Source organism: Thalassospira xianhensis MCCC 1A02616 (assembly GCF_003326475.1).
Classification (GTDB): Bacteria; Pseudomonadota; Alphaproteobacteria; order Rhodospirillales; family Thalassospiraceae; genus Thalassospira; species Thalassospira xianhensis.
The window spans coordinates 50,037-76,006 of record NZ_JPWA01000004.1; the positions used below are offsets into that span (position 1 = coordinate 50,037).

Sequence of the window (25,970 nt, forward strand, 5' to 3'; positions counted from 1 at the left end):
GATGAGGCCAGAGAAAATGTCAGAAAATGCACTTACGTCCTGCCGCGCATTCGTTTTCGATGCCTATGGTACCCTTTTCGACGTTGGATCGGCAGTGAACCGGTTCAAGGGAACGATTGGCGATGAAGCAGACCGGCTATCAAGCATCTGGCGCCAAAAGCAGCTTGAATATACGTGGTTGCGCAGTCTGATGGGTGACTTCACTGATTTCTGGAGCGTCACGGGCGACGCCCTTGATTACGCCATGGCGGCAATCGGCAAAAAAGACCCTGCCCTTCGGGCAAAGCTGATGGAAACCTATCTGTCGCTTGATACTTTCCCCGAAGTCGTCGAAACACTGAAGACGCTTAAATCGCAGGGGCATAAACTTGCGATCCTGTCAAATGGTGCCAAACATATGCTGATATCGGCGGCCAAATCGTCCGGTATTCTGGCACTGTTTGATCAGATCATCTGTGTCGACGATCTCAAAACCTACAAGCCGCATCCCGATGTTTATCAGCTTGCCGTCGACCAGTTGGAACTGTCCCCGGCTGAAATATCGTTCCAGTCATCAAATGGATGGGATATTGCCGGGGCCGGGCATTTCGGCTTCCGCACCGCCTGGATCAACCGCACACAGCAACCGATGGAACGCCTGTCGCACAGTGCCGATGTGGTCCTCAAGGGGCTGGACGAATTGCTGCCGCTGGTCGCACAGCCGGAAAAAGCATAAGCATTCCGAACACGATCAGATCGACGAATAAAGCAAACCCGGAAAAGCAGCATCGCTTTTCCGGGTTTTGATCTTGTGCCGGTGTCGGTGAAAGATCACCAACACGCATGTCTTGTCTTATTGCTTATGTTCTTTTTTCACGTTCGCCGCGACGATCTGGCCTGCCTGAATGACGGTAAGACCGCCCTCTTCAACGGCACCTTCGATACGACGGCAATGACCTTCGATATGGGCACCCGGCTCAATCGACAGGCTTTCATGAAGAATATCACCCAGCATACGGGCTGTTTCTGCCAATGAAACATCACGGGCGCGAACCTGGCCGGTGACGGAACCGCATATACGGACTTTTTCGGCAACGATCTCGCCGCGCACTTCGCCATGCTGGCCGATAGTAAGATTGCGCGTGCGAATGTCGCCATTCACAAACCCGTCGACCTGAACGTCAGATTCAGAAATCAGGTCGCCAGTAACCCGAAGGTCGGAATTGATAATCGACAGGCCGCCTTTTTTCTCGGAAGCCGAATTATGGGAACTATTCGTTCCCTGCTGTGTCTTGCTCGTTTTTGAAAACATAATGTCCCGCCTCAATGAACTTGATGGGGTCTACCGGCTTGTCGTGAACCAGAACTTCATAGTGCACGTGGCTTCCGGTACTGCGGCCAGTACTTCCCATCAATGCGATTTTGCCCTTTAAATTCACTTCGTCGCCCTTCTTGACGAGGACCTTGTATAGATGTCCGAAACGGGTTCGAAGGCCGTTACCATGGTCAATTTCAACCATCTTCCCGTATTTTCCGCTCCATCCGGCGAACACCACCTTTCCGGGGGCCGTCGCATGAATTGGTGTCTTCATGGGCCCGGCAAGATCAACGCCGGAATGAAAAGCCCATTTGCCGTTAATGGGATCCTTGCGTTTTCCAAACGAACTGGAAAGGTAATAGGAATCCGCAGGTTGCCCCAACGGGGTTCTTTTAATTCGGTCATGCAGACTTACCAGTTGATCCATACGGTCCCCAACGGCAAGTGCGGCATTCACAAACTGTTCGTCCTCGGGATGCTCGGCCTCGAATGCCACGAACGGCCCCCCGACACCACCAGCAACCTCGCCACTGCCCTGGGCCTGCGGCTTCATTGGCGGTGTAATAACCTCATCCACCGAAAGACCGGTCATCTCAAGCACCGTTTCCAGTTCCAGAATGGTGCTGTCTGCGGTTTCTGCCACGCGCTGCATCGCCTGCTTCTGGATGGTGTGCAGATCAGCAATCCGCTGGCGTGCTTCACCCAGTTCCGATTGCAGTTTTTTCGACCGCTGCATGGCCTGGTCACGTTCGCGCATCACACGTGACATGACCGTTTCAACCGTTTCCAGTTCGTCGCGCAGGGCAAGATTGCGGTTGGTAATACCGTCAATCTGGGTTTGCAGCGCGTTCATCTGGTTGTCCATCGATGTCCGTAGCGCGGAAATCCGGACCTTTTCCTTTTCACTGACGGCCAGCTTCGAGGTGTAATCCTGAACCCGCGCCTGCAGCATCAAATTCTTTTCAGCCATCGACAGAAGATTGCGATGGGTATCTTCCATCTGTGACGTGATCTCGCCAAAACGGCGCTGGCTTTCCGTCACCCGGGCGATCAGTTGGTTGTAGGACAGCTCACTGCGAAACAGTTGCTCTTCGCGCGCGGCAAGCCGTTGATCAAGATACCAGGAATATCCCGATACCCCGACCGACCACGTGATCGCAATCACCCCGATTGATGCCAGCGTTAGCTGAGCGTATTTACCGAGACGTAGCTGGGAAACGGAATCATTGGATCGGATAAGTATCTGCCGATCCGGAAACCATTTTTCCAACAGGCGACGCGCGCGTTCCAACGCCGACATATTCAGTGTCTAACCCCTATTTACCCAAAGTTGCCCGTTCGATATGAAGTCGACGCGCAACCAGTTTTTTTCAGACCCCGGCTGAATATCTATTTTCTTTACGCTACCTGTTAGCGCGAAGACAGGCAAGCACGTTAACACATCCTTAAAGGCAAAAAATTCATCTGCTTTGCACATCAATATGTTACTCAATGGTCTTCCGATACAATCACCAGCGTTCAAAACATGCGTTTATCCCAATTCATGCTGACCTGTGCTGCAACATGGTTTTACAGCGGACGAACCACAAAGGCCCCAGGCACGATGGGATCACTCGCCGCTGTTCCCGTGGGCTGGGCCATTGCCGTTCTTTTGGGATATCCGGCCCTTTTGGCGGGAATTGTCATCGTCTTTGTCGCCGGGATTCCGATTTCCCATAAATACAGCGAGATGATCGGTGTTCACGATCCGGGTGAAATCGTTATCGACGAGGTCGCGGGACAGTGGCTTTGTATTCTTGTTGTCCCCTTGGGTAACGGATTTGTCGATCTTGTCTGGCTTGCTGCGGCTTTTGTCATGTTCAGGGTTTTCGACATTTTGAAACCCTGGCCGATCCGCTGGATTGACCGCCGGATCAGTGGTGGTTTTGGCATCATGCTTGATGACATCCTTGCCGGCGTTTTTGGCATGATCATACTGATCGGTATTCGCTACTTCGCAGGAGTTTAACCCTCATGCAAATCGAACCGGACATACTTGCTAACGCAGCAAAGCTGATTACCCTTTGCAAGGCAAACGGCGAAATGATCGCAACCGCAGAATCCTGCACCGGCGGCTTGATTGCCGGCGGATTAACCGCGGTTGACGGGAGTTCATCGGTTGTGGATTGCGGCTTTGTCACCTATTCGAACGAAGCCAAGCATGGTCTGATTGGCGTTGCGCAGGAACTTCTGGACAAGCATGGCGCGGTATCGGAACAGGTCGCCATCGCAATGGCCGAAGGTGCTCTGGCCCGCGCACCATTGGCGACCATGGCGATTGCTGTTACCGGCATCGCCGGGCCGGGCGGTGGATCGGAAGAAAAACCGGTCGGACTTGTCCATCTTGCTTGTGCGGGAAACGGTCACCCTGCCCTGCATCGTCGCCGGATTTATGATGGTGATCGGCATGCCGTGCGCAAGGCAACCATTCTGGAAGCCTATGACATGCTTTCCGAAATGGCTGGCAAATCGAAATAGGTCACTGCCGGAAAGTCATTTTCCGACACGGGATTGATGAAATTACGAGCTGGACGGTGTCGAGCTGTTCGGCTCGCCATAAACCTGATGGGCGCGGGTTTCAAATGCACCAACCATCAATTTGACGGCCTCGTTGAACACCACCCCGATCATCTTCTGCAACAGGGCAGAACGGAATTCGAAATCGACAAAGAAGTCGAGCCACGTGCCACCATCCTCTGCCGGTTCAAAAACCCAGTGATTGTTGAGGTACTTGAACGGTCCCTGCAGATATTCGACATCCACCCGGTCCGGGCGCTGCAAGGTGACTTTCGAGGTGTATTTCTCGCGAAACATTTTGAAACCGATCACCAGATCGGCATGCAAAACGTCGCCGTTACGCTTGCGCACACGCGATGCCACACACCATGGCAGGAATTCCGAATAGGAATCGATATCCGCGACGAGGTCAAACAGCTGTTCCGGCGTATAGGGCAGTTTCCTGCGCTCCGCATGCGTCGGCACCCTGATCTCCTTTGTCGTCGCGTTTATCGTTCTGAAATGTGGCGCACTTATTGCGCCGCAGTGTTTGCCTGCATTCTGGCTTTGGCTTCATCCGCAGCAGCAAGCTTTCTTTCGCGTGCCTTACGCAACTCTTCAAAGTCGCGATCCGCGTGATAGCTTGAACGCGTTAGCGGCGTTGCCGACACCATCAGGAACCCTTTGCCGCGTGCCATGGATGCATAATCCTTGAACTCGTCCGGGGTCACAAAACGGTTGACTGGCTCGTGTTTCAGGGTCGGCTGCAAATACTGGCCAATCGTCAGGAAATCGACATCGGCAACACGCAGATCATCCATGACCTGTGCCAGTTCGTGACGTTCCTCACCAAAACCAACCATCAGGCCCGATTTCGTAAAGATCGTCGGATCAATCTGTTTGACACGATCAAGAATGCGCAGCGACTGATAATAACGCGCGCCCGGACGGATCGAGGTATAAAGCCGCGGCACGGTTTCAAGGTTGTGGTTGAAAACGTCGGGCCGTGCGCGGGCAACAATTTCAACGGCACCGGGTTTATCGCGGAAGTCCGGCGTCAGAATTTCAATGGTTGTTTCCGGCGATTTGTGACGGATCGCTTCGATTACGCGGGCAAAATGTGCGGCCCCGCCATCGGCCAGATCGTCACGGTCAACCGAGGTGATCACGACATGCTTAAGCGCCATGTCGGCAACCGCCATCGCAAGATTTTCCGGCTCGAACGGGTCAAGGGCACCGGGCATCCCGGTCTTGACGTTACAGAACGAACAGGCACGCGTGCAGGTATCCCCCATGATCATGAAGGATGCATGTTTCTTCTGCCAGCATTCGCCGATATTCGGGCAGGCTGCTTCTTCGCAAACGGTATGAAGATTAAGGCCACGCGCAAGTTCACGCGTTTCCTGATACCCCTTCGAGGTTGGCGCCTTGACGCGAATCCATTCCGGCTTGCGTCCGGATGGACGATCCGGGCGTTTCTGCTTTTCCGGGTGACGAAGTGCTTGGGCTTCGTTGCGCGCCGTCGACATAGAGTTACCTCCGAAGGATTGGACGGGCGGCAATGTGCCGCCACGTCACGCATTTGTCAAACCGACAATCGTCCAAAACGGTCATACCGGGCATGTTTGCCCGGTACAACGCAGTATTCTAGAAGTGGATCGCACGCCCATAGGCGTCAAGGACCGACTCATGCATCATTTCCGAAAGGGTCGGATGCGGGAAGACCGTATGCATCAGATCTTCTTCGGTCGTTTCAAGACCCATGGCCACGACAAAGCCCTGGATCAGCTCGGTCACTTCGGCGCCAACCATGTGTGCACCAAGCAATTCACCGGTCTTGGCATCAAACACGGTTTTGACCAGACCTTCGGCCTCGCCCAGTGCAACCGCCTTGCCATTCCCGATGAACGGAAATTTGCCAACCTTGACGTCGTAACCGGCTTCCTTGGCTTTGGCTTCGGTCAGACCGACACTTGCCACCTGCGGATGGCAATAAGTGCAACCCGGTATCTTGCGCGGATCAAGCGGGTGAACCCCTTTGACACCGGCAATCTTTTCAACGCAGATCACACCTTCATGTTCTGCCTTGTGTGCCAGCATCGGCGGACCGGCAACGTCACCAATGGCATAAATGCCCGGCTCTGCGGTTGCGGAATATTCATCCGTACCGATCACATTGCGATCAACCTTTACCTTGGTGGTTTCAAGGCCAAGATTTTCGGTATTGCCGATTACGCCAACCGCAGAAATAACGCGATCAACAGTCAATTCCTGTTTCTTGCCGTCTTTGGTTTCAATGGTGACGACAACATTGTCTGCATTGCGCTTAAGATTCGCGACTTTGGCTTCTGTCAGGATCTTCATCCCGTCCTTGGTCATCATCTTCTGTGCAAGGGCGGCCACTTCCTTGTCTTCGACCGGCATGATCTGCGACATGATTTCGACCACTGTCACTTCCGCACCCATGGTGTGATAGAAACTGGCAAATTCGATACCAATCGCGCCCGAACCTACAACCACAAGGCTTTTGGGCATCTTATCAGGCGTCATCGCCTTTTTATAGTCCCAGACCACCTTGCCATCAGCTTCCAGCCCCGGCAGGGACCGCGCCCGTGCACCGGTCGCAATGATGTAATTCTTCGCGGTATAGGTACCGGCATCCTTGCCTTCGACCTTGATCTTTTTCGGACCGTCGAATTTGGCTTCGCCGTTAATCACGGTGACCTTATTCTTCTTAAGAAGATGGCCAACACCACCCGAAAGCTGTTTGGAAACACCGCGCGAACGCTGAATGACTGCATCCAGATCAAAGGATGGTTTTTCGCATGACAGACCAAATGACTTGGCATGCTGCATGTTGCGATAGACTTCTGCCGAACGCAGCAGCGCCTTGGTCGGGATACAGCCCCAGTTCAGGCAGATACCGCCAAGATGTTCGCGTTCCACAACCGCGGTTTTCAGGCCGAGCTGTGCGGCGCGAATGGCCGTGACATAGCCACCGGGACCCGCACCAATAACGATTACGTCGAAATTGTTATCCGCCATCGTAAGATCTCCTTCGCCTGCCCGTCACCGGTCACAGGTCTTGAAATTCAAATGCTTGCGGGGACTGTTTAAAGTCCCCGCGCAATTTCCGAACCTCAGAGCAACATGCTCAGCGGATCTTCGATCAGCTTTTTGAATTCAGCCATGAATTCAGCACCGACCGCACCATCGACCACACGGTGGTCGACCGAAAGTGTGCAGCTCATGACAGTGGCGATTGCCAGTGCGCCGTCCTTGACGACTGCGCGCTGTTCACCGGCACCAACGGCCAGAATGCAGCCCTGCGGCGGGTTGATGATGGCAGAGAATTCCTTGATGCCAAACATGCCAAGGTTGGAGACAGAGAAAGTCCCGCCCTGGAATTCTTCCGGCTTCAGCTTGCCTTCGCGTGCCTTGCCAGCCAGTGCCTTCATCTCGGTCGAGATTTCGGCAAGCCCCTTACCACCCGCATTGCGGATAACCGGGGTGATCAGACCGCCCTCGATGGCAACAGCCACCGAAATGTCCTGCTGTTTGCACTGCAGGATGGCCGCGTCGGTCCAGACCGCATTGGCCGCCGGTACGCGTTTAAGCGCAATGGATGCGGCACGAATGACGAAATCATTGACCGATACCTTAACGCCCTCGCCGGCTTTCTCGTTAAGCTGCTTGCGGGTGGCAAGCAGATTGTCGAGTTCGCAATCGACCGTCAGGTAGAAATGCGGAACCTGCTGTTTGGACTGGGTCAGACGACGCGCGATAACCTTGCGCATCGAGCTGTTCGGGATTTCTTCGTATTCCGGCAAACCGGTCAGATCCGGGTTCCAGCCAGACGCCGCTGGTGCCTGCGGGGCTGCCGCCGGCTTTTCGGCAGCAGGTGTCGAAGCAGCAGCTTTATCCGCCGGTTTGGACAACATCGCAGCCTCGACATCGCGTTTGACAACGCGACCACGCGGGCCGGAGCCTTCTACCTTGCCAAGATCAACGCCTTCGTTCGCCGCAATACGCCGCGCAAGCGGGCTTGCCTTGACCCGATCACCACCGGAAACCGGTGCGGCAGGTGCCTGACCTTTTGCCGGTGCAGCCTCTGATTTCGACTCTTCCTGTTTCGGCGCTTCCGCAGCCGGTGCAGCACCGCCAGTAGACGCCGCAGACGTATCTGCACCGTCAAGCGCACTTGCATCCTCGCCTTCTTCAAGAAGAAGGGCGATAACCTCGTTTACGGCAACACCTTCGCTGCCTTCGGAAACAAGGATTTTGCCGATCTTGCCTTCGTCGACGGCTTCAACTTCCATCGTGGCTTTATCGGTTTCGATTTCGGCAATGACGTCACCCGATTCAACGGTATCGCCTTCCTTGACAAGCCATTTTGCCAAGGTGCCTTCGGTCATGGTCGGCGACAGGGCCGGCATCAATATCTTAACAGGCATGAACGCAATCTCCCGGTAACGGGGCGGCGCGGGTTTGCCGCGCCCTGCCCCTGTCCGTTTTACTTAGCGATAGCAAACGGCCTTGGCCGCATCGACGATGTGTTGCTCCTGCGGAAGTGCAAGCACTTCGAGGTTGGCAGCATATGGCATCGGAACATCTTCACCGGTAACGCGCGCAACCGGCGCATCCAGGTAATCAAACGCATGTTCCATGATGACCGATGCGATCTCGGCACCGATACCAGCAAAGTGCCAGCCTTCTTCGCAGGTCACGAGACGGTTGGTTTTCATGACCGAGCGAACGATGGTGTTCACATCAAGCGGACGGATGGTCCGAAGGTTGATGACTTCGGCGGAAATGCCCTGCTCAGCAAGCTGTTCTGCCGCTTTCAGCGCCTTGCCGACCATGATCGAAAACGCAACGATGGTCACATCGGTACCTTCGCGTTCGATCTTTGCCTGGCCGATCGGCAGAACGAAATCATCATCATCAGGCACTTCGAAGCTCTGCCCGTAAAGAATTTCGTTTTCAAGGAAGACAACCGGGTTCGGATCGCGGATGGCAGCCTTAAGCAGGCCCTTCGCATCGGCAGCCGACCACGGAGCGATCACTTTAAGACCCGGGCAATGTGCATACCAGGATGCATAGCACTGCGAGTGCTGCGCACCAACGCGTGCTGCCGCACCGTTCGGGCCACGGAAGACGATCGGACACCCAAGCTGGCCACCAGACATGTAAAGCGTCTTGGCTGCCGAGTTGATGATGTGATCAATCGCCTGCATGGCGAAATTGAAAGTCATGAATTCGACAACCGGCTTCAGGCCCATGAAGGCCGCACCCGTTGCCATACCCGTGAAACCGTATTCGGTGATCGGGGTATCGACGACGCGTCTGTCACCGAATTCGTCAAGCAGACCCTGGGTGACTTTATAAGCCCCCTGATACTGCGCGACTTCCTCGCCCATGACATAGACGTTTTCATCCGTGCGCATTTCTTCGGCCATCGCATCACGCAGGGCTTCACGAACGGTCTGCGTCTTGAACGAGGTATAAGTTTTCTCGTCCTGCGTCGCGTTCATCACGCTCATGGCGCGCGGGTCCTGTTCGGCACGTTCGATCGCGCCGCTGGCAGCAACCGGTGCAGCACTTGCACTGCTGGCCGGTGCTTTTTCTTCTTCCTTGGCTTCGGCCGGTGCGGCTTCGGCTTTCGGCGCAGAAGACGCCGAAACATTATCAAGGGCCGAAGCATCCTCGTCTTCTTCGAGGATATAGGCGATGACAGCATTCACCGCGACGTTCTCGGTCCCTTCGGCGATCACGATCTTGCCAATGGTTCCCTCGTCAACGGCCTCGACTTCCATCGTGGCCTTGTCGGTTTCAATTTCTGCAATCACGTCACCGGACGCGACAGTATCGCCTTCCTTGACGGTCCATTTGGCAAGAGTGCCTTCTGTCATGGTCGGCGACAGGGCCGGCATCAAAACTTCAATCGGCATTGTTCCCTCTCTCCCGGGAAATATCGGTCAAAAGCGGTTCGCGGATTTCGCGATCACGCGTCGATCAGAATATCTGTGAACAGTTCGGAAACATCCGGTTCCGGGCTGTTTTGCGCGAACTCAGCCGCCTTGGCGACTTCCGCTTTCACGTCTTTATCGATGTCCTTAAGACCTGCCTCGTCGATGATATTGCCATCGATCAGCAGCTTTTTGACCATATCGATCGGATCGTGCTCTTTGCGCATTTTGTCGAGCTCGTCCTTGGTACGATATTTTGCCGGGTCAGACATGGAATGACCGCGATAGCGATATGTCTTGAGCTCAAGGATGTACGGCCCCTTGCCTTCGCGGCAATGCGCAACGGCACGTTCGCCGGCTTCCTTGACCGCAAGAACATCCATACCGTCAACCTGTTCACCCGGAATGCCATAAGCCGCACCGCGCTGATACAGATCAGGGCTCGCCGAGTGGCGCTGTGCCGAGGTGCCCATGGCGTACTGGTTGTTCTCGATGCAATAGACCACCGGAAGCTTCCAGAGTGCCGCCATGTTGAATGATTCATAGACCTGCCCCTGGTTGACGGCACCGTCACCAAGATAGGTCAGGCAAACGCGATCCTGGCCGCGATATTTGTAGTTAAAGGCAATACCGGTACCAAGTGGCACCTGACCACCAACGATGCCGTGGCCACCATAGAAATTCTTTTCCTTGGAGAACATGTGCATCGAGCCGCCCTTGCCGCGGGAATAACCGCCTTCACGGCCGGTCAGCTCTGCCATGACACCCGCCGGGTCCATGCCACATGCCAGCATGTGACCGTGGTCACGGTAACTGGTGATAACACCATCATCACCGGTTACAGCAGCCTGCATGCCGACAACGACAGCTTCCTGCCCGATATAAAGATGGCAGAAGCCACCAATAAGACCCATGCCATAAAGTTGACCGGCTTTTTCTTCAAAGCGACGGATCAGCAGCATTTCACGGTAATATTTGAGGAGATCGTCACTGCTCGCCTGATTGTCGGCGCGCGTCGTGCCGCGTTTGCGTTTTGGTGTGGTCGCCATGTTTCCTCCCGGTGGATGGCTATCGCTTAAGCATCATGTATGAGTGCTTAATTCGGTACTGGACCACCGAAATGACTACCTAAAACCACGTGCAGAGGCAAGCAATCTAACCACCATTAAACTGTTGTTTTGCAACGCACAATCACAAATAAACCTGATATTGGTTAATTCATGTTTTTTGGCAGATATACATAATTTCAGCATTTCCAGTGACTTGAGGAACCGGCTTCATCCCCGTTCATTCCAACAGGTCACAAATGCTATGCTTTCCTGAAAAGAATATCACAGATCCGACACGTTTATTTCGCAACCGCCAGAAGACACAGGGGGTTGCATCTGTTTTATCTCAAGCTACCAAAAGGTAATACTGAACCAAAAGGCAGTTGAAACAATGCCATAACGGGAACAGAAAATTCTGCCAGAAACAATTTCGACGGGAATACGGGCAATGACAAAGCCAAAAGCCGACGCCATGACATTCGGCACCAACTGTTTCGTCTGCAAAAATGAAACCGGATTCTAAACCGCCTGCCCTGTTGCCACTTACTGGCTGGCAGCGATGGTATCGTCCGCAGGGTAACCATTGTGATGGAAGATAATCAGATCATCGGGATGGGCCGCATTCAGCATCGCACGTGCCCGTTCATCCAGAAGATCCGGATCAAGATGCTTGGGGCGCATCGCAATAACGCGCTGCTCAAGATGCTTTCGCTTTTCCGTGATTTCATCACGGACTTTGGCAATCTCGGCAACGCGATCCTGCATCGACCAGTATGCCAGCAATCCACGGTTCCCTTCCACACTGTGGAAGATGAAATAGACCATGATGGTAAATGCAATAACCGGTGCAATTGCCTGACCAAGTCGGCGAATAACCGGCGATGTTGACGACATTTACCCCTGCCCCATGCGTGCGAGAAAAGAATCAACAGGAAACCCACCATTCCGGGTTCGGAATGGAAAAACTGCGTGCGTTATTTTCCTTTGATCACAAAGGCATAAATATCGCCGCAATAAAAATCCCCGCAAAATTACGCTTAAAGCTAATCACAACAGGGTAAAAATAAGCTTAAAACAGCGGCGCTATTATGCTGTCACTACGCTCAATTAGCTGATCCTGAACAACAAAAAGCCGCCCTGACATTGCAGGACGGCTTTCGGTCTCAACCGGGGTTCCGAACCTTATTTGAGGATCGAACGGCCCGGATAATATGCACCAGTTCCCAGCATCTCTTCGATGCGGATCAGCTGGTTGTATTTCGCCAGACGATCAGAACGCGACAGCGAACCGGTTTTGATCTGGCCGCAATTGGTTGCAACCGCAAGGTCGGCAATGGTTGAATCTTCGGTCTCGCCCGAACGGTGCGACATGACGGCAGTATAGCCGGCACGGTGCGCCATTTCGACGGCTTCAAGCGTTTCGGTCAGAGAACCGATCTGGTTGACCTTCACAAGGATGGAGTTGCCAACGCCCTTCTTGATGCCATCGGCAAGACGTTTCGGATTAGTCACGAACAGATCGTCGCCAACCAGCTGGACCTTGTTGCCGATTTCCGACGTCAAGGCTGCCCAGCCGTCCCAGTCATCTTCGGACATGCCGTCTTCGATCGAGAAGATCGGATACTTGCTGACCAGATCGGCCCAGTATTTGACCATGCCATCGGCATCAAGGGTCTTGTTTTCGCCGGCCAGAACGTATTTGCCGCCTTTATAAAACTCGGTCGATGCCGCATCAAGGGCAAGAACAACGTCTTCTTCCGGCCGATAACCGGCTGCTTCGATTGATTTCATGATGTAGCTGATGGCTTCTTCGCTCGACCCGATATTCGGGGCAAAACCACCTTCATCACCAACAGACGTGCTCAGACCATCGGCCGAAAGCGCCTTTTTCAGGTTATGGAAGATTTCCGCACCCATGCGGATCGCATCCGAACCGGTTTCTGCCGAAACCGGCATCACCATGAATTCCTGAACGTCAATCGCGTTGTCGGCATGCTCGCCGCCATTGATGATGTTCATCATCGGCACCGGCAGGGTGCGAGCAAAAGCACCACCAACATAACGATAAAGCGGAAGGCCCGCTTCTTCGGCAGCCGCCTTTGCAACCGCCAGCGACACACCAAGAATGGCGTTTGCGCCAAGACGGCCCTTGTTCGGCGTGCCATCAAGATCAATCATCACACTGTCGACCTCGACCTGGTCTTCGGCATCCATACCGGCCAGTGCCTCGAAAATCTCGCCATTGACGGAGGCAACCGCTTTGGTCACGCCCTTGCCAAGATAACGGTCTTCCTTGTCACGCAGCTCGACGGCTTCATGCGCACCGGTGGATGCGCCCGAAGGAACGGCTGCACGACCAAAGGCGCCACTTTCCAGGGTTACATCAACTTCGACAGTCGGGTTACCACGGCTATCGAGGATTTCGCGGCCGCGGATATCGATAATAGCGGTCATGACGGAAACATTCTCCTCACTGAGATTATCTGCACCCCAATCGGGTACTTTGGTTACAGCATAAAAGAAATGCCGCCATCATCTCTGATGGCGGCACTTGCATATCAATCGTTAAACATGTCCAGACGAACCGGATTGGCTTTTGCCACTTTGTCCAGTTCCATCAAAACCGACAAAACTTCGGGAAGCTTGTTTAACGGAATCTGGTTCGGGCCGTCGCTGATGGCCGCATCCGGGTTATCGTGGGTTTCGATAAACAGGGCTGCAATGCCGACAGATACAGCCGCACGCGCCAATACCGGCGCAAATTCGCGCTGACCGCCCGACGTTGTCCCCTGTCCACCCGGTTGCTGAACAGAATGGGTCGCATCAAATACGACCGGATAGCCCTGACGGGCCATGGTGGGAAGTCCACGGAAATCGGTTACCAGCGTGTTATAGCCAAAGCTGGTCCCGCGATCACAAAGCATGATGTTTTCATTGCCGGTCGATGCAATGTTGTTGGCAACATTCGCCATATCCCAGGGCGCCAGGAACTGGCCCTTTTTGACATTGACGGCACGGCCGGTTTTACCCGCGGCCTGCAAAAGATCGGCCTGACGGCACAGGAATGCCGGAATCTGAAGGATGTCGGCAACTTCTGCAACCGCCGCACACTGATCTGGCAGGTGAACGTCGGTAACAATCGGAAGTCCGGTCTTTTCCTTGACCTCGGCCAGAATGTCGAGACCTTCGGCAAGTCCCACACCACGCTTGGATGTGCTGCTGGTGCGGTTCGCCTTGTCAAACGAGCTTTTGTAAACAAGCCCGATCCCCATCCCTTCGGACAATTCCTTCAGGGCTGCGGACATTTCCAGTGCATGCTGACGGCTTTCGATCGCGCACGGCCCTGCCAGCAAGGCAAAAGGCTTGTCATTGGCGAATTCGATTTTGCCGACTTTGACAGTTTTGATTTCCGTCATTTTGCAGTCTTTCATTCAGGCTGTTTGATCAAACCAGACGGCTGCGCTCTTTGGCGGCCTTGATATAGGACACAAACAGCGGATGCGGATCAAGCGGACGCGAACGCAGTTCCGGGTGGAACTGAACCCCGATGAACCACGGGTGATTCGGGTATTCGACGATTTCCGGCAAACGTCCATCCGGCGACAGGCCCGAGAATTTAAGACCTTTTTCCTCAAGCTGCCCCATGAAGTTTACGTTAACTTCATAACGATGGCGATGGCGCTCAAGAACGGTCTCACTGCCATAGATGTCGCGTGCACGCGAACCGTCAACCAGTTTGCACTCGTAATTGCCAAGGCGCATGGTGCCGCCAAGATCATCCTCATCCGAACGACGCTCGACAGAACCGCCGTCTTTGGCCCATTCGGTCATCAGACCGACAAGCGGGGTTTTCGTCGGACCGAATTCCGATGACGATGCATCCTTGAGACCCGCAAGATTGCGTGCAGCCTCAAGAACTGCCATCTGCATGCCAAAGCAAATGCCGAAATACGGTACCTTGTTTTCTCGTGCATAGCGCGCTGCGGCAATCTTGCCTTCCGTGCCACGCTCGCCAAATCCGCCCGGCACCAGGATCGCATCCAGTTTGGACAGGATTTCGCTAACATCGCCTTCTTTTTCAAGCGCGTCAGACGCAATCCATTCCAGTTTGACACGGACCTTGTTGGCAATGCCGCCATGGGTCAGTGCTTCGGTCAGCGACTTATAGGCATCGGGCAGCTGAATGTATTTGCCAACGATCCCGATGGTGACCTCACCTTCCGGGTTACGGATGATGTTGCAGATTTCTTCCCACGGACGCAGATCCGGGTCCTGTGCCTGCAGGCCGAAGTGATGAAGCACTTCGTTATCAAGACCATACTGGTGGTAGCTGATCGGCACCTGATAGATGTTGTCAACGTCATACGCCGGAATAACGGCCGCTTCGCGGACGTTACAGAAACGTGCAATCTTGCGGCGCTCATTGACCGGGATTTCACGGTCACAACGGCACAGCAGAATATCAGGCTGGATGCCAACGCTTTGCAGTTCCTTGACGGAATGCTGGGTCGGCTTGGTCTTTAGCTCGCCCGCCGATGAAATATACGGCACGAGTGTAAGATGCATGAACAGCGTACGGCCATCGCCAAGCTCGTTGCCCATCTGACGGATGGCTTCGAGGAACGGCAGGCTTTCGATATCGCCAACCGTACCGCCGATCTCGACAAGGACAAAATCCTCGGTCGCGTCGGACTGGACGAATTCCTTGATCGCATCCGTGATGTGCGGAATGACCTGGACGGTCCCGCCCAGATAATCACCGCGACGTTCACGCGCAATCACGCTGGAATAGATGCGCCCGGTGGTCACGTTGTCGGAACGACGCGACGAAACGCCGGTAAAACGTTCATAGTGACCAAGATCAAGGTCGGTCTCGGCCCCGTCTTCGGTCACATAGCATTCGCCATGCTGATACGGGCTCATGGTGCCCGGATCGACGTTGATATACGGATCAAGCTTGCGCAGGCGAACAGTGAAACCACGTGCCTGAAGCGAGGCACCCAAAGCAGCAGACGCCAGGCCCTTGCCCAGCGAGGAAACAACGCCACCGGTGATAAAGATATAACGGGTCATGTCTTTGCCTCATCTCAAAGCAAAACGCCGCAGTTCGATGCCGCTCAGTGCATCACGAACCGGGGAATACAACAATCAAAAATTGAGGCGGCAAGTTTGCCGCCTCTGGTCGTCGGTTAATTTTTTAGCGGGTCGGAGCCGCCGGTCCGGTGTCCTCGGCGGGCTGTTGTTCAGCTGCCGGGGCCGGTGCCTGGTCCAGTATGGATGTCGGCCGGGTATGAGTGTTGGACAACAATGCCAGGGCGAGGCTTGTAATCATGAATGCCCCGGCAAGAATCGCGGTGGTACGTGTAAGAAGGTTTGCTGCGCTGCGCGAGCTCATGACGCCGAAGTTACCGCCGCCGCCACCGCCGCTTCCGCCGATACCAAGCCCACCGCCCTCGCTGCGCTGTACGAGAATGACGGCAATCATGCCAAGCGCAAGAAGAAGGTGAATTACCAGAATGACAGTTTGCATGGTCTCGAAACTCTTGTCCTAACTTCCGATCCGAACATGATTATGGCCGGATCGGGCAAAAATTTGATGCGTATTTAACGTGTTTTATGACGGTTGGCTAGGCGCAACTTTCAATAATTTGCCAAAAATCGTCAACCTTGAGGCTCGCTCCGCCAACCAGTGCACCATCAACATCAGGTACAGCCAGCAATTCAGCCGCATTGGACGGCTTTACCGACCCACCATACAGAATTCTGAACTTGTCGCCATCGTCAAATCGTGCCGTCAGCTCTGCACGAATTGCAGCATGGACTTCGGCGACTTCATCAACGCTTGCCGTGCGACCGGTGCCAATCGCCCAGACCGGCTCATAGGCAATCACGGTATTTTCCGGCGTCGCATCATCGGGAACCGAAACTGCGATCTGGCCATTGACCACCGCAAGCGTGGCACCAAGGTCGCGCTCCTGCTCGGTTTCACCCACACAGACAACGGCAATCAGGCCTGCATCATGGGCCGCCATTGTTTTCTGACGGATCACGGTCGAACTTTCACAGTGATCCGCACGACGTTCCGAATGCCCGACAAGAACATGGCTTGCGCCGATATCGGCCAGCATAGGCGCGGCGATATCGCCGGTATGTGCGCCCGAAACGGCAACATGGCAATCCTGTCCGCCAACCATGACCGCCCCGCCATTCGTCACACCGGCAACATCCGAAATCAGGGTTGCCGGCGGGCATACCAGAATATCACATGCCAGATCACCCTTGGCTTTGGCGCGATCAGACAATCCGCGCGCAAGTGCAAGCCCGTCAGTGCGCAGGCAATTCATTTTCCAGTTTCCGGCGATCAGGGGACGGCGCTGTGACATATGTTTATGTACCTCTTGCTGCGACGGGTTTTGGATCGGTATGGCTTTACCATGCGGGAACCGATCCGACACGTATTGTTACAAACCACGGCTCGACGCGGGTTTTAACACGCGACTTTGCCCCGGCCAAGCCCCGGAAAACACTGTCAACCGAACTTCGGGCAAGGTCAATGCAATCGGATGTTGCCGCCCTTACCTCTCGCCATTAAGATGCGCGGCAATTGCGACGGGATTTTATAAGATTCCGGCACACAAAAGAAACGCTGCCGATGCAATGTCACCTGCATTGTCATTGGCACCAAACCACGAATTGTTAGGCTTATCATATGCTTGCTGGCATTCGCTCTTTTTCGAAATCAATCTTCGCCAAGATCATTCTTGGTGTGATCGCAATCAGCTTCGTCGGATGGGGCCTGAATGCGTCGATGCTCAACCTTGGTACCTCACGCCAGGTTGCTGAAATCGGCAGCCAAAACATCAGTCCCGCCGAACTGGATCGCGCCTTCCAGCGCAGCATCCAGAATATGCGCAGCGTTTTCGGTCCCAATTTCGACCGTCAGCAAGCCATCCAGATGGGCCTTTTGAACAATACGGTTCAAAATCTGGTCTCCCAGAAAATCCTGCGTGAAAACGCCAAGGAAATGGGAATTGGCATCAGCAACGAAAAAGTCCGCGATACGATTTTTGCGTCTCCTGGCTTCCAGAACGAAACCACCGGCCAGTTTGACCGCGAACGTTTCCTTCAGGCGCTGTATTCCAGCGGATATACCGAACCGGAATTCATCGAAGGCGTACGTGGTGACATGATGGGCCAGCAGGTTGTCGGAAGCCTTGCCGGTGCCGTCAATGCACCAGACGTCATGGCGCAGCAGATTGCCGCCTATCGCAACGAACAGCGTGGCGGCAGCTTCTTTGCCCTGAACCCTTCGGAATTCGACAATATCGAAACCCCCGATGACGCGACCCTTCGTAAATATCACGAAGACAATGCGCCGCAATTCACCGCTCCCGAAAGCCGTACTGTGACCCTGGTCACCCTTTCGGCGACCGATCTGGCGGCGAACATGGATGTCACCGAAGACGAAATCAATGAGGCATACAACCATCGCCTGCCGGAATTCCAGACACCGGAAAAACGCGTGGTCGAACAGATCCTGTTTGCTCCCAATGAAAAGGAAAGCGCACAGGAGGCCTACAAGGCCCTTCAGAACGGCGCCGATTTCATGACGGTCGCGACCGAGGATGCGGGCATGGACCCGTCGATTGTGAAGCTTGGTGAATTCACCGCCGACAACATCCTGCCCGATCTGCGCGATGCGACCTTTGGTCTTGAAGAAGGCGCGTTCTCCGAACCGGTCGAAACCGCCCTTGGCTGGCACATCATTCGCGTAACCGCCATTACGCCGGAACGGACCGAAACCCTTGATCAGGTTCGTAACGAGGTCGAAGAAGGCGTAAAACAGTTCAAGGCAGAAGACGCAATCTATGACCTTGCTGCCAGACTGGACGATGAACTGGGTGCCGGTACCCCGCTTGAAGAAGCTGCGAACGCGGTTGGCGCAAAGACCTATAAGCTGAACGATGTTGTTCGTGGCGAAGGCCTTGATGTCGGCATCGCCGACAGTGCTGAAATCAACGCCATGATTTTCGAACTCGACAAGGGCGAGGACAGCTTCCTTGAAGAAACCTCGACCGGCGTTCGTTACGTCGCGCGCGTTGATGAAGTAACCCCTGCCGCGCTGCGTCCGTTCGAAGAAGTTCGTGACGACGTCGTCGCTGCGTGGAAAGCCGATGAACGCAATCGCCTGATGCTTGAAAAAGCTGATCAGCTTGCGGCATCGATCAATGACCAGAATGCCGATATCGCATCACTCGCAACCAGCGAGAATGCCGAAGTCACAGAAAGCGGCCTGACCAAACGTACCGGCCAGGGCCTTGCAGACGGTGTCAGCCCGGCTGTTGCAGCCGCCCTCTTCACACTTGACGAAGGCAAGGCAAAGGCAATTCAGTCCGGTGAAAATGTTCTGGTTCTGAAACTTGACGAGATCAAAGCCGCCACCATTGCCGAAGGCGATGCGGACCCGGTCGTGACCGAACTGAAACAGGCCCTGAACGAAGACATTCTTGCGCAGTATCTCGATTATCTGCAGGACGAGATTTCGGTCAGCGTCAATAACAGCGTGATCAACGGTCTTTATCCGCAAACCGCGGCAAACTGATCCCGATCCGGAATGGGGCGGCCTTTCATCGGGCCGCCCTTTTTCGTTAAACTCCGCCCTATCCCGCATAGCCCACCCAAATCGACCAAAATTGGACAGACCATGGAAATCAAACCGGATTTCAACAGTTTCAAGCAGAACTACAATAATAGCATTTCACAGGTTCTTTGGACCTCACTGACCGCTGATCTTGATACGCCTGTCTCGGCATTTCTCAAGATTGCCGAAGGCATGCCCAACACCTATCTGCTTGAATCTGTCGAAGGCGGTGCCGTTCGCGGACGCTATTCATTCCTTGGCCTGCGTCCCGACCTGATCTGGCGGTGCTTTGGTCAGAAGGCCGAACTGAACCGCCGCGCCCTTGCCGATGCCGACGCGTTCGAAGCCGAACCCGAAGCACCGCTTGAAAGCCTGAAAAAGCTGATCGCCGAAAGCCACATCGCCCTGCCCGATAACCTGCCCCCCATGAGTGCCGGTCTAGTCGGCTATATGGGCTATGACACCGTGCGCCTGATGGAAAAGCTGCCCGATAGCAACCCGGATGAACTCGGCGTCCCTGACGGCATCTTTATCCGCCCGACGGTGACGGCAAGCTTCGATACCATCGCCGATACCGTCACCGTGGTAACACCGGTCCGCCCGGAAAACGGAATTGATGCAAACGCGGCCTATGATCTTGCCTGCGCGCGCCTCAATGATGTCGTGCAGCAGTTCCAGCGCAACCTGTTCCTTGATCGCCGGTCCAAATCGGTTCCCGCCACCCTGCCCGATCCAAGGGTCAGCGTCGACGAGGCCGGTTTCCATCAAATGGTAGATCAGGCCAAGGAGTATATCCGTGCGGGCGATATCTTTCAGGTCGTCCTGTCGCAGCGTTATACCCTGCCATATCAATTGCCGCCTTTCGCCTTTTACCGCGCCCTTCGCCGGATCAATCCGTCACCTTTCATGTTCTATCTGGATATCGGCGGGTTTCAGGTGGTCGGTGCCAGCCCGGAAATCCTTGTGCGTCTGCGCGACGGCGAAGTCACCATTCGCCCGATTGCCGGAACACGTCGACGCGGCAAGACACCCGATGACGACAAGGTCATGGCCCAGGACCTGCTCGATGATCCAAAGGAACGCTCGGAACATCTGATGCTGCTTGACCTTGGGCGTAATGATGTCGGCCGTGTGTCCAAGCCCGGTACGGTGCGCGTCACCGACCGCGAACAGATCGAATACTATTCCCATGTCATGCATATCGTTTCCAACGTCGTCGGTCAGATCGACGATAAATATGATGCGATGGATGCGCTTAAGGCCGGATTCCCTGCCGGAACGGTATCGGGCGCGCCCAAAGTCCGCGCCATGGAAATCATTGATGAACTGGAATCGGTCCGGCGCGGAATTTATGCCGGATGTATCGGCTATATCTCGGCCGATGGATCGATGGATACCTGCATCGCGCTGCGTACTGCCGTTATCAAGGACGAACAGATCCACATTCAGGCCGGCGCCGGGATCGTCGTCGACAGCAAACCGGAACTCGAACACAAGGAATGCCAGAACAAGGCAGGCGCGCTTATGGCCGCCGCCCGCGAAGCCCATCGGTTTGCTTAATAACGCCTCATCCGTTTCCGGTGTTTGCGGTAACGCCAATGTGCAGCACAAAACAGCAGTGCAAACACTCCGGTCGCTGCAATTGCACATGTGGCAATGGTCGATGACGCGTTCCGGTATTGGAAAAGATTAGTTATGTCCGAATAGCTCGGCACAAGAGGAAAATAAGCCACATCAACAGATGCGCCGACAGATGTGCTAAACTTGGCATCAGCTGGTAAACTCACATACCTCTCGTATGGCACGTCATCAGCATCCGTAAAACGATACCAAATGGTCGAGTTTCCATTGTTCTTTTCATACTTTATGACTGTGCCAGTGGTATCTGCGCGATCAATGCGTGTCAGCGCATAAGGCAATCCTTCATATCCAATAAAACCTGCGATAAACACGCTCAGCAGCATCAACAGACCAAGAATGACCTGCCGCTGGATATGAAAATCTGTTTCTTCGGATCGAGGGTCTCGCATCAACCTGTCGCACTCGGACTTGTTCGTCGCAGGATGTCGGTGACCGGCACCAGAACAAATCCCTTCGCCTGAATCGCCGGAATCCATTTGTGCAGGGCTTCCAGCGTCAAGTCGCGCGGATGGCCAATCGCAATCGCAAATCCCTGATTGGCGGCAACCTTTTCGGTCCTTGCCAGCATTTCGGCGATCTTTGTGGCATCATCGGCGTCATCAATGAACACGTCCCGTTCAAGCGCTGGGACATCATACTGGCGCGCCATCGAAAATCCGACCGACTTCGCACTGGTTTTGGAATCCAGGAACAAAAGCCCGCGTGCTTTCATCACCTCCATCACCACCTGCATGCGCTCCGGGTCAGATGTGAACTTGCTGCCCATATGGTTGTTCACCCCGACATAACCGTCAAACTGGTCAAGCATCCATGTCATCTCGTGAAGGATCTTTTCCCGGTCATAGCTTGCCCGCAAGGCATGTGGCCCCGGATCAACAGACGCAGAAGACGGCTCCATCGGCATATGAAGCATGACTTCATGACCGCGTGCCCGCGCATCGCGCACCTGACGCTGAAGGTCGCGCGCATACGGCAAATAGGAAATCGTCACCGGCCCCGGCAATTCTGTCGTGCGTGCAGTGCGCGGCTGATCAAGGCCCGCATCATCAATTACAATCGCAATAACCGGGGCGGTTCCCGTTTCCGGGGTAAGGGCGGCAAATTTCTGCCATGGCGGCGGCCCGTCACTATATTCGCCGCCCCCGATGTTACCCGTATTCGGCGGCACGGCAGGATCAGGTGATCGGGTTTCCGGTGTCTTTTCCGGCTCGGTCACCGCTACGGGGTTTTCGCCCGGCTTCCGTTCACCAACCATATATCCCGTCCGGTCGCGATTGCCGTTGCTTTCGCTGAAATCATAATTCCGGCTTTCCGGCACGGGGGCCGGTTCGGGCGTATATTCCGGTTCGGCTTTTGTCACGCGTTCACCAAGATCACGCGATGCACGATCCAGCTCAAGCATGCTGCCTGCGGCGATGAATGCGGAAATGGTCCCCGCAACAATTGCACCGCCGAGCATCAGGCGGCCAATACCACCCGATTTCTTCTTCGGTGCAGCCTTGCCACGGCTTCTTTTTCGCGGTGCCGCTTTTTTCTTTTTGGCGGGTTGTGCCCGGCGTGCCACGCTCTGGTCTCCAGTCTCGTTTGCTGGGTCGTGTTACCCATATGGTGATTATATACCGATTATGTCGGCTTGTGTTCGGAAGCTTTTATACCCGATCCGGTTAGCACCCTGTTAAAGTCACAAACAAAGGCAGGAAAATGGTTTTTGCAATCGCTTGACGTAGCGGCAATGCCGTTTATTCTCTGCCCGATCTGATATTCACAGCCCGGCGCCACGATGTATCTCCTCATCGATAATTACGACAGCTTCACATTCAATTTGTGGCACTATCTGCGCGAACTCGGCCCGGAGGTCGAAGTACGCCGCAATGACGAAATTTCCGTCGATGACGCGCTGGCTTTAAAGCCCGACGGCATCGTGATCTCGCCCGGGCCGTGTGACCCGGATCGTGCCGGTATCTGTCTTGATCTGATCACCGCATCTGCGGGCAAGCTCAAGCTGCTTGGCGTCTGCCTTGGTCATCAATCCATCGGTCAGGCCTTTGGCGGCAATGTCGTTCGCGCGCCCGAATGCATGCACGGCAAGACCGATGCAATGGTTCATGATGGCAAAAGCGTTTTCAACGGCCTGCCAAGCCCGTTTGAAGCCACACGTTACCATTCATTGGTCGTGGATCGCGCGACCCTGCCTGATTGCCTTGAAATCACGGCAGAAAACGGGGATGGTCTGATCATGGGGCTGCGTCACAAACAGCATCAGATCCACGGGGTCCAGTTCCACCCCGAAAGCATCGCATCCGAACACGGCCATGCCCTTTTGAAGAATTTTATAGACTTCCCCGGCGCATGAAACCGCACCGGACCGCTAACCGAGGAAACCCGCATGTCGACTGAATATGACCTGAAGCCAATCCTGGCCAAAGTCGCAAATGGCGAAAAACTGAACGAGGAACAGGCCGAACAGGCCTTCGACGTTCTGATGTCCGGTCAGGCAACGCCGTCTCAGATGGGGGCTTTCCTTATGGCACTGCGGCTGCGCGGGGAAACGGTCGATGAAATCACCGGGGCGGCGCGCGTCATGCGATCCAAGGCGACCGGCATTGTCGCCCCGCCCAATGCGGTGGATACCTGCGGCACCGGTGGCGATGGCAGCGGCACCTTCAATATCTCCACCGGGGCAGCAATTGTTGCGGCGGCCTGCGGTGCCATCGTTGCCAAGCACGGCAACCGCGCGGCGTCGTCAAAATCGGGATCGGCCGATGTCCTGCTGGCGCTTGGCGTCAATCTTGATGCCGATATGGCGCTTCTCGAAAAGGCGCTAAAGGAGATCAATCTGTGCTTCATGATGGCAACGCGCCATCACTCGGCGGTGCGTCACGTGATGCCGACCCGCGTTGAAATGGGCACGCGCACGATCTTTAACCTTCTGGGACCGCTGGCCAACCCGGCCAAAACCAAACGCCAGGTCATGGGCGTTTTCGCCCGTGAATGGGTCGAACCGATTGCCAATGTGCTGAACCGCCTGGGTTCGGAACATGCGTGGGTTGTCTATGGTCATAGCGGCCTTGACGAAATTTCGACGACCGGCCCGACCTTTGTTGCCGAAGTCAAAAACGGCAAGGTCACGACCTTTGAAATTAATCCCGAAGATTACGGTCTTGAAATCGTCACTCTTGATGCGCTTAAAGGCGGCGACGCCCAAACCAACGCGCAGGCCATTCTTGATCTTCTTGCCGGTAAAAAAAGCGCCTATCGCGATATCGTTCTTCTGAATGCCGCGGCGGCACTTGTCGTTACCGACATCGCAAGCGACCTTGCCGATGGCATCGCAAAGGCACGGGTAGCAATCGATTCCGGCAAAGCCGCAGAAACCCTGCAGGCACTTGTCAGCATTTCCAATCAGGGGACCGCAGCGTGAGCGACGTACTCGAACGCATCTGTAACGACAAACGCGACCATATCGCCGCCTGCAAGGCGCGAAAGTCGCTTGCCGACCTCGAAACCGCCGCCAAATCGCAATCCGCCCCGCGCGGCTTCATCAAGGCGCTTGAAACATCGGTTGCCAATGGCCGGTACGGCCTGATTGCCGAAATTAAAAAGGCATCCCCGTCCAAGGGCCTGATCCGCCCCGATTTCAATCCGCCCGTTCTGGCACAGGCCTATAAGGCTGGCGGTGCGAGCTGCCTGTCGGTCCTGACCGACATCCCCTATTTCCAGGGCGATGACAGCTATCTGATCGCGGCACGTGCCGCGGTTGACCTGCCAGTGCTGCGCAAGGATTTCATGCTTGATCCCTATCAGGTGACCGAAGCCCGGGCCCTTGGTGCCGATTGTATCCTTCTGATCATGGCCGCTCTCGAAGATGCTCAGGCCGCAGAGCTTGAAGACGCCGCAAACAGCCTTGGCATGGATGTCCTGATTGAAGTGCACAATGCACCGGAACTTGAACGTGCCCTGAAACTGAAATCAAAGCTGCTTGGCGTTAACAACCGCAATCTGAAAACGCTCGAAGTCTCCCTGACCACAACCGAAGAACTGGCCGACATGGTTGATGACAGTCGGATGCTGGTCGCCGAAAGTGGCCTATTCACCCACAATGACCTCGACCGCATGGCAAAGGTCGGCGCGCAATGCTTCCTGATCGGCGAAAGCCTGATGCGCCAGGATGACGTCACCGCCGCCACCCGCAACATTCTCGGCCTCGCGGCCTGACACCCGAACAAGATACAGGCATGGCAGACAAACTTTCGCATATCGACGCCGCCGGTAATGCCGTCATGGTCGACATTTCGGCCAAGAGCGATACCGCACGTGTCGCCATCGCAAAGGGTCGTGTCCTGATGTCGGCGGAAACAGCACGTCTGATCGCGGAACGCGGCCATAAAAAGGGCGACGTTCTTGGCATCGCCCAGCTTGCCGGGATCATGGGGGCCAAGAAAACCCCCGACCTGATCCCGCTATGCCATCCCCTGCCCCTGACCTCGGTCGAAGTCACCTTGGAACTGGCAACCGATACCGATGCGGTCGATATTGTCGCAATCTGCAAGACCACCGGGAAAACCGGCGTCGAAATGGAAGCCCTGACCGCCGTTTCTATTACCGCACTGACCGTATTTGACATGTGCAAGGCCGTCGACAAGGCCATGCGGATTACCGATATCCGCGTCGTCCATAAGGAAGGCGGTAAATCGGGTCTTTTCACCGCCGACTGACCCCCGAAAGTACCGGAATTTCGTTTCTTGACCGAAAGAATGCCCTTAAACAGCGATTTTTCGGCTTGTGGTGCTTGACGAACTGCAAGAACCAAAGTAGAACATTCATGTATTCGGTTTGTT

General features: G+C 54.9%; 25 protein-coding genes. 9 read left to right on the top strand and 16 right to left on the bottom strand.

The features are described 5' to 3' along the window. Nucleotides 1-16 precede the first annotated feature (16 nt). Nucleotides 17-715, top strand: a complete 699-nt coding sequence (locus tag TH5_RS05050; RefSeq protein ID WP_062961490.1) for a haloacid dehalogenase type II — start codon at nt 17-19, stop codon at nt 713-715. 117 nt (nt 716-832) lie between these two features. Here TH5_RS05050 and TH5_RS05055 read toward each other — a convergent pair whose 3' ends face one another. Together TH5_RS05055 and TH5_RS05060 are read right to left on the bottom strand one after the other, a co-directional pair. Next, nucleotides 833-1,291: a bactofilin family protein gene (locus TH5_RS05055; protein WP_062948676.1), complete on the bottom strand. Its 459-nt coding sequence runs from the start codon at nt 1,289-1,291 to the stop codon at nt 833-835. Further along, nucleotides 1,251-2,597, bottom strand: coding sequence for a M23 family metallopeptidase (locus TH5_RS05060; protein ID WP_114120960.1), 1,347 nt, complete (start codon nt 2,595-2,597; stop codon nt 1,251-1,253). Before TH5_RS05060 ends, TH5_RS05055 begins: the two co-directional genes overlap by 41 nt. Before the next feature lie 225 nt (nt 2,598-2,822). Here TH5_RS05060 and TH5_RS05065 point away from each other — a divergent pair, with 225 nt between their 5' ends. Both TH5_RS05065 and TH5_RS05070 read left to right on the top strand, forming a co-directional pair. Further along, nucleotides 2,823-3,305 carry a phosphatidylglycerophosphatase A family protein gene (locus tag TH5_RS05065; RefSeq protein ID WP_114120961.1) on the top strand — a complete coding sequence of 161 codons (483 nt, stop codon included), beginning with the start codon at nt 2,823-2,825 and terminating at the stop codon, nt 3,303-3,305. 5 nt (nt 3,306-3,310) lie between these two features. Then, nucleotides 3,311-3,814 (top strand): CinA family protein, encoded by a 504-nt coding sequence (locus TH5_RS05070; protein ID WP_114120962.1) that lies wholly within the window; start codon nt 3,311-3,313, stop codon nt 3,812-3,814. A gap of 42 nt (nt 3,815-3,856) precedes the next feature. On the opposite strand, the gene TH5_RS05075 is transcribed toward TH5_RS05070, so the two are convergent. From TH5_RS05075 to tpiA, 12 genes are all read right to left on the bottom strand, one after another. Beyond that, a complete protein-coding gene (locus TH5_RS05075) occupies nt 3,857-4,318 on the bottom strand; it encodes a type II toxin-antitoxin system RatA family toxin (protein WP_114120963.1) in 462 nt (153 codons plus the stop codon). A 47-nt stretch (nt 4,319-4,365) separates the two neighbouring features. Continuing rightward, nucleotides 4,366-5,361 (bottom strand): lipoyl synthase, encoded by a 996-nt coding sequence (gene lipA / locus TH5_RS05080; protein ID WP_114120964.1) that lies wholly within the window; start codon nt 5,359-5,361, stop codon nt 4,366-4,368. A 118-nt stretch (nt 5,362-5,479) separates the two neighbouring features. Continuing rightward, the gene (gene lpdA, locus TH5_RS05085; protein ID WP_114120965.1) at nt 5,480-6,877 is read right to left on the bottom strand and encodes a dihydrolipoyl dehydrogenase; all 1,398 of its coding nucleotides are present in this window, start codon (nt 6,875-6,877) and stop codon (nt 5,480-5,482) included. A 95-nt stretch (nt 6,878-6,972) separates the two neighbouring features. Beyond that, nucleotides 6,973-8,286, bottom strand: coding sequence for a pyruvate dehydrogenase complex dihydrolipoamide acetyltransferase (locus TH5_RS05090; protein ID WP_114120966.1), 1,314 nt, complete (start codon nt 8,284-8,286; stop codon nt 6,973-6,975). A gap of 63 nt (nt 8,287-8,349) precedes the next feature. Beyond that, nucleotides 8,350-9,783, bottom strand: coding sequence for a pyruvate dehydrogenase complex E1 component subunit beta (locus TH5_RS05095; protein WP_114120967.1), 1,434 nt, complete (start codon nt 9,781-9,783; stop codon nt 8,350-8,352). Between the two features lie 53 nt (nt 9,784-9,836). Continuing rightward, on the bottom strand, nt 9,837-10,850 hold the full coding sequence (gene pdhA, locus TH5_RS05100) for a pyruvate dehydrogenase (acetyl-transferring) E1 component subunit alpha (RefSeq protein WP_062948658.1): 1,014 nt from the start codon (nt 10,848-10,850) through the stop codon (nt 9,837-9,839). A 543-nt stretch (nt 10,851-11,393) separates the two neighbouring features. Continuing rightward, the gene (locus TH5_RS05105; protein WP_231858133.1) at nt 11,394-11,744 is read right to left on the bottom strand and encodes an FtsB family cell division protein; all 351 of its coding nucleotides are present in this window, start codon (nt 11,742-11,744) and stop codon (nt 11,394-11,396) included. Nucleotides 11,745-12,032: 288 nt separating this feature from the next. Further along, the gene (eno, locus tag TH5_RS05110; RefSeq protein ID WP_114120968.1) at nt 12,033-13,304 is read right to left on the bottom strand and encodes a phosphopyruvate hydratase; all 1,272 of its coding nucleotides are present in this window, start codon (nt 13,302-13,304) and stop codon (nt 12,033-12,035) included. A gap of 104 nt (nt 13,305-13,408) precedes the next feature. Then, the gene (gene kdsA / locus TH5_RS05115) at nt 13,409-14,266 is read right to left on the bottom strand and encodes a 3-deoxy-8-phosphooctulonate synthase (protein WP_114121058.1); all 858 of its coding nucleotides are present in this window, start codon (nt 14,264-14,266) and stop codon (nt 13,409-13,411) included. A gap of 28 nt (nt 14,267-14,294) precedes the next feature. Further along, nucleotides 14,295-15,923, bottom strand: coding sequence for a CTP synthase (locus tag TH5_RS05120; protein WP_062948653.1), 1,629 nt, complete (start codon nt 15,921-15,923; stop codon nt 14,295-14,297). A 124-nt stretch (nt 15,924-16,047) separates the two neighbouring features. Then, the gene (gene secG / locus TH5_RS05125; protein WP_062948651.1) at nt 16,048-16,380 is read right to left on the bottom strand and encodes a preprotein translocase subunit SecG; all 333 of its coding nucleotides are present in this window, start codon (nt 16,378-16,380) and stop codon (nt 16,048-16,050) included. Between the two features lie 97 nt (nt 16,381-16,477). Further along, nucleotides 16,478-17,233: a triose-phosphate isomerase gene (gene tpiA, locus TH5_RS05130; protein ID WP_114120969.1), complete on the bottom strand. Its 756-nt coding sequence runs from the start codon at nt 17,231-17,233 to the stop codon at nt 16,478-16,480. 326 nt (nt 17,234-17,559) lie between these two features. On the opposite strand from tpiA, the gene TH5_RS05140 reads away from it, so the two are divergent. Next, complete coding sequence (locus TH5_RS05140) at nt 17,560-19,452, top strand: SurA N-terminal domain-containing protein (protein WP_114120971.1); 1,893 nt, start codon at nt 17,560-17,562, stop codon at nt 19,450-19,452. Between the two features lie 102 nt (nt 19,453-19,554). Continuing rightward, nucleotides 19,555-21,051 carry an anthranilate synthase component I gene (trpE, locus tag TH5_RS05145; RefSeq protein WP_114120972.1) on the top strand — a complete coding sequence of 499 codons (1,497 nt, stop codon included), beginning with the start codon at nt 19,555-19,557 and terminating at the stop codon, nt 21,049-21,051. Here the strand turns inward: trpE and TH5_RS05150 are convergent. Together TH5_RS05150 and TH5_RS05155 are read right to left on the bottom strand one after the other, a co-directional pair. Next, nucleotides 21,048-21,521: a hypothetical protein gene (locus TH5_RS05150; RefSeq protein WP_114120973.1), complete on the bottom strand. Its 474-nt coding sequence runs from the start codon at nt 21,519-21,521 to the stop codon at nt 21,048-21,050. The two genes, trpE and TH5_RS05150, sit on opposite strands and share 4 nt — an antisense overlap. Continuing rightward, complete coding sequence (locus TH5_RS05155) at nt 21,521-22,696, bottom strand: divergent polysaccharide deacetylase family protein (protein ID WP_114120974.1); 1,176 nt, start codon at nt 22,694-22,696, stop codon at nt 21,521-21,523. Before TH5_RS05155 ends, TH5_RS05150 begins: the two co-directional genes overlap by 1 nt. A gap of 216 nt (nt 22,697-22,912) precedes the next feature. Here TH5_RS05155 and TH5_RS05160 point away from each other — a divergent pair, with 216 nt between their 5' ends. Genes TH5_RS05160 through moaC form a run of 4 tightly spaced genes read left to right on the top strand, consistent with a single transcriptional unit; the run spans nt 22,913 to nt 25,847 of the window. Next, a complete protein-coding gene (locus TH5_RS05160; RefSeq protein ID WP_114120975.1) occupies nt 22,913-23,485 on the top strand; it encodes an anthranilate synthase component II in 573 nt (190 codons plus the stop codon). A gap of 33 nt (nt 23,486-23,518) precedes the next feature. Further along, on the top strand, nt 23,519-24,553 hold the full coding sequence (gene trpD / locus TH5_RS05165; RefSeq protein ID WP_114120976.1) for an anthranilate phosphoribosyltransferase: 1,035 nt from the start codon (nt 23,519-23,521) through the stop codon (nt 24,551-24,553). Next, nucleotides 24,550-25,347 carry an indole-3-glycerol phosphate synthase TrpC gene (gene trpC / locus TH5_RS05170; RefSeq protein WP_114120977.1) on the top strand — a complete coding sequence of 266 codons (798 nt, stop codon included), beginning with the start codon at nt 24,550-24,552 and terminating at the stop codon, nt 25,345-25,347. The genes trpD and trpC overlap by 4 nt, the downstream gene beginning before the upstream one ends. A gap of 20 nt (nt 25,348-25,367) precedes the next feature. After that, on the top strand, nt 25,368-25,847 hold the full coding sequence (moaC, locus tag TH5_RS05175) for a cyclic pyranopterin monophosphate synthase MoaC (RefSeq protein ID WP_114120978.1): 480 nt from the start codon (nt 25,368-25,370) through the stop codon (nt 25,845-25,847). Nucleotides 25,848-25,970 lie beyond the last annotated feature (123 nt).

What these genes read in the sequence shown, in the direction of transcription:
- TH5_RS05090 (WP_114120966.1), bottom strand. Translation starts at nt 8,286, where the DNA reads ATGCCTGTTAAGATATTGATGCCGGCCCTGTCGCCGACCATGACCGAA.
- lipA (WP_114120964.1), bottom strand. Translation starts at nt 5,361, where the DNA reads ATGTCGACGGCGCGCAACGAAGCCCAAGCACTTCGTCACCCGGAAAAG.
- pdhA (WP_062948658.1), bottom strand. Translation starts at nt 10,850, where the DNA reads ATGGCGACCACACCAAAACGCAAACGCGGCACGACGCGCGCCGACAAT.
- lpdA (WP_114120965.1), bottom strand. Translation starts at nt 6,877, where the DNA reads ATGGCGGATAACAATTTCGACGTAATCGTTATTGGTGCGGGTCCCGGT.
- tpiA (WP_114120969.1), bottom strand. Translation starts at nt 17,233, where the DNA reads ATGTCACAGCGCCGTCCCCTGATCGCCGGAAACTGGAAAATGAATTGC.
- TH5_RS05105 (WP_231858133.1), bottom strand. Translation starts at nt 11,744, where the DNA reads ATGTCGTCAACATCGCCGGTTATTCGCCGACTTGGTCAGGCAATTGCA.
- kdsA (WP_114121058.1), bottom strand. Translation starts at nt 14,266, where the DNA reads ATGACGGAAATCAAAACTGTCAAAGTCGGCAAAATCGAATTCGCCAAT.
- TH5_RS05070 (WP_114120962.1), top strand. Translation starts at nt 3,311, where the DNA reads ATGCAAATCGAACCGGACATACTTGCTAACGCAGCAAAGCTGATTACC.
- TH5_RS05050 (WP_062961490.1), top strand. Translation starts at nt 17, where the DNA reads ATGTCAGAAAATGCACTTACGTCCTGCCGCGCATTCGTTTTCGATGCC.
- TH5_RS05060 (WP_114120960.1), bottom strand. Translation starts at nt 2,597, where the DNA reads ATGTCGGCGTTGGAACGCGCGCGTCGCCTGTTGGAAAAATGGTTTCCG.
- moaC (WP_114120978.1), top strand. Translation starts at nt 25,368, where the DNA reads ATGGCAGACAAACTTTCGCATATCGACGCCGCCGGTAATGCCGTCATG.
- TH5_RS05120 (WP_062948653.1), bottom strand. Translation starts at nt 15,923, where the DNA reads ATGACCCGTTATATCTTTATCACCGGTGGCGTTGTTTCCTCGCTGGGC.
- TH5_RS05095 (WP_114120967.1), bottom strand. Translation starts at nt 9,783, where the DNA reads ATGCCGATTGAAGTTTTGATGCCGGCCCTGTCGCCGACCATGACAGAA.
- TH5_RS05055 (WP_062948676.1), bottom strand. Translation starts at nt 1,291, where the DNA reads ATGTTTTCAAAAACGAGCAAGACACAGCAGGGAACGAATAGTTCCCAT.
- eno (WP_114120968.1), bottom strand. Translation starts at nt 13,304, where the DNA reads ATGACCGCTATTATCGATATCCGCGGCCGCGAAATCCTCGATAGCCGT.
- TH5_RS05140 (WP_114120971.1), top strand. Translation starts at nt 17,560, where the DNA reads ATGCTTGCTGGCATTCGCTCTTTTTCGAAATCAATCTTCGCCAAGATC.
- trpD (WP_114120976.1), top strand. Translation starts at nt 23,519, where the DNA reads ATGTCGACTGAATATGACCTGAAGCCAATCCTGGCCAAAGTCGCAAAT.
- secG (WP_062948651.1), bottom strand. Translation starts at nt 16,380, where the DNA reads ATGCAAACTGTCATTCTGGTAATTCACCTTCTTCTTGCGCTTGGCATG.
- trpE (WP_114120972.1), top strand. Translation starts at nt 19,555, where the DNA reads ATGGAAATCAAACCGGATTTCAACAGTTTCAAGCAGAACTACAATAAT.
- TH5_RS05150 (WP_114120973.1), bottom strand. Translation starts at nt 21,521, where the DNA reads ATGCGAGACCCTCGATCCGAAGAAACAGATTTTCATATCCAGCGGCAG.
- TH5_RS05065 (WP_114120961.1), top strand. Translation starts at nt 2,823, where the DNA reads ATGCGTTTATCCCAATTCATGCTGACCTGTGCTGCAACATGGTTTTAC.
- TH5_RS05160 (WP_114120975.1), top strand. Translation starts at nt 22,913, where the DNA reads ATGTATCTCCTCATCGATAATTACGACAGCTTCACATTCAATTTGTGG.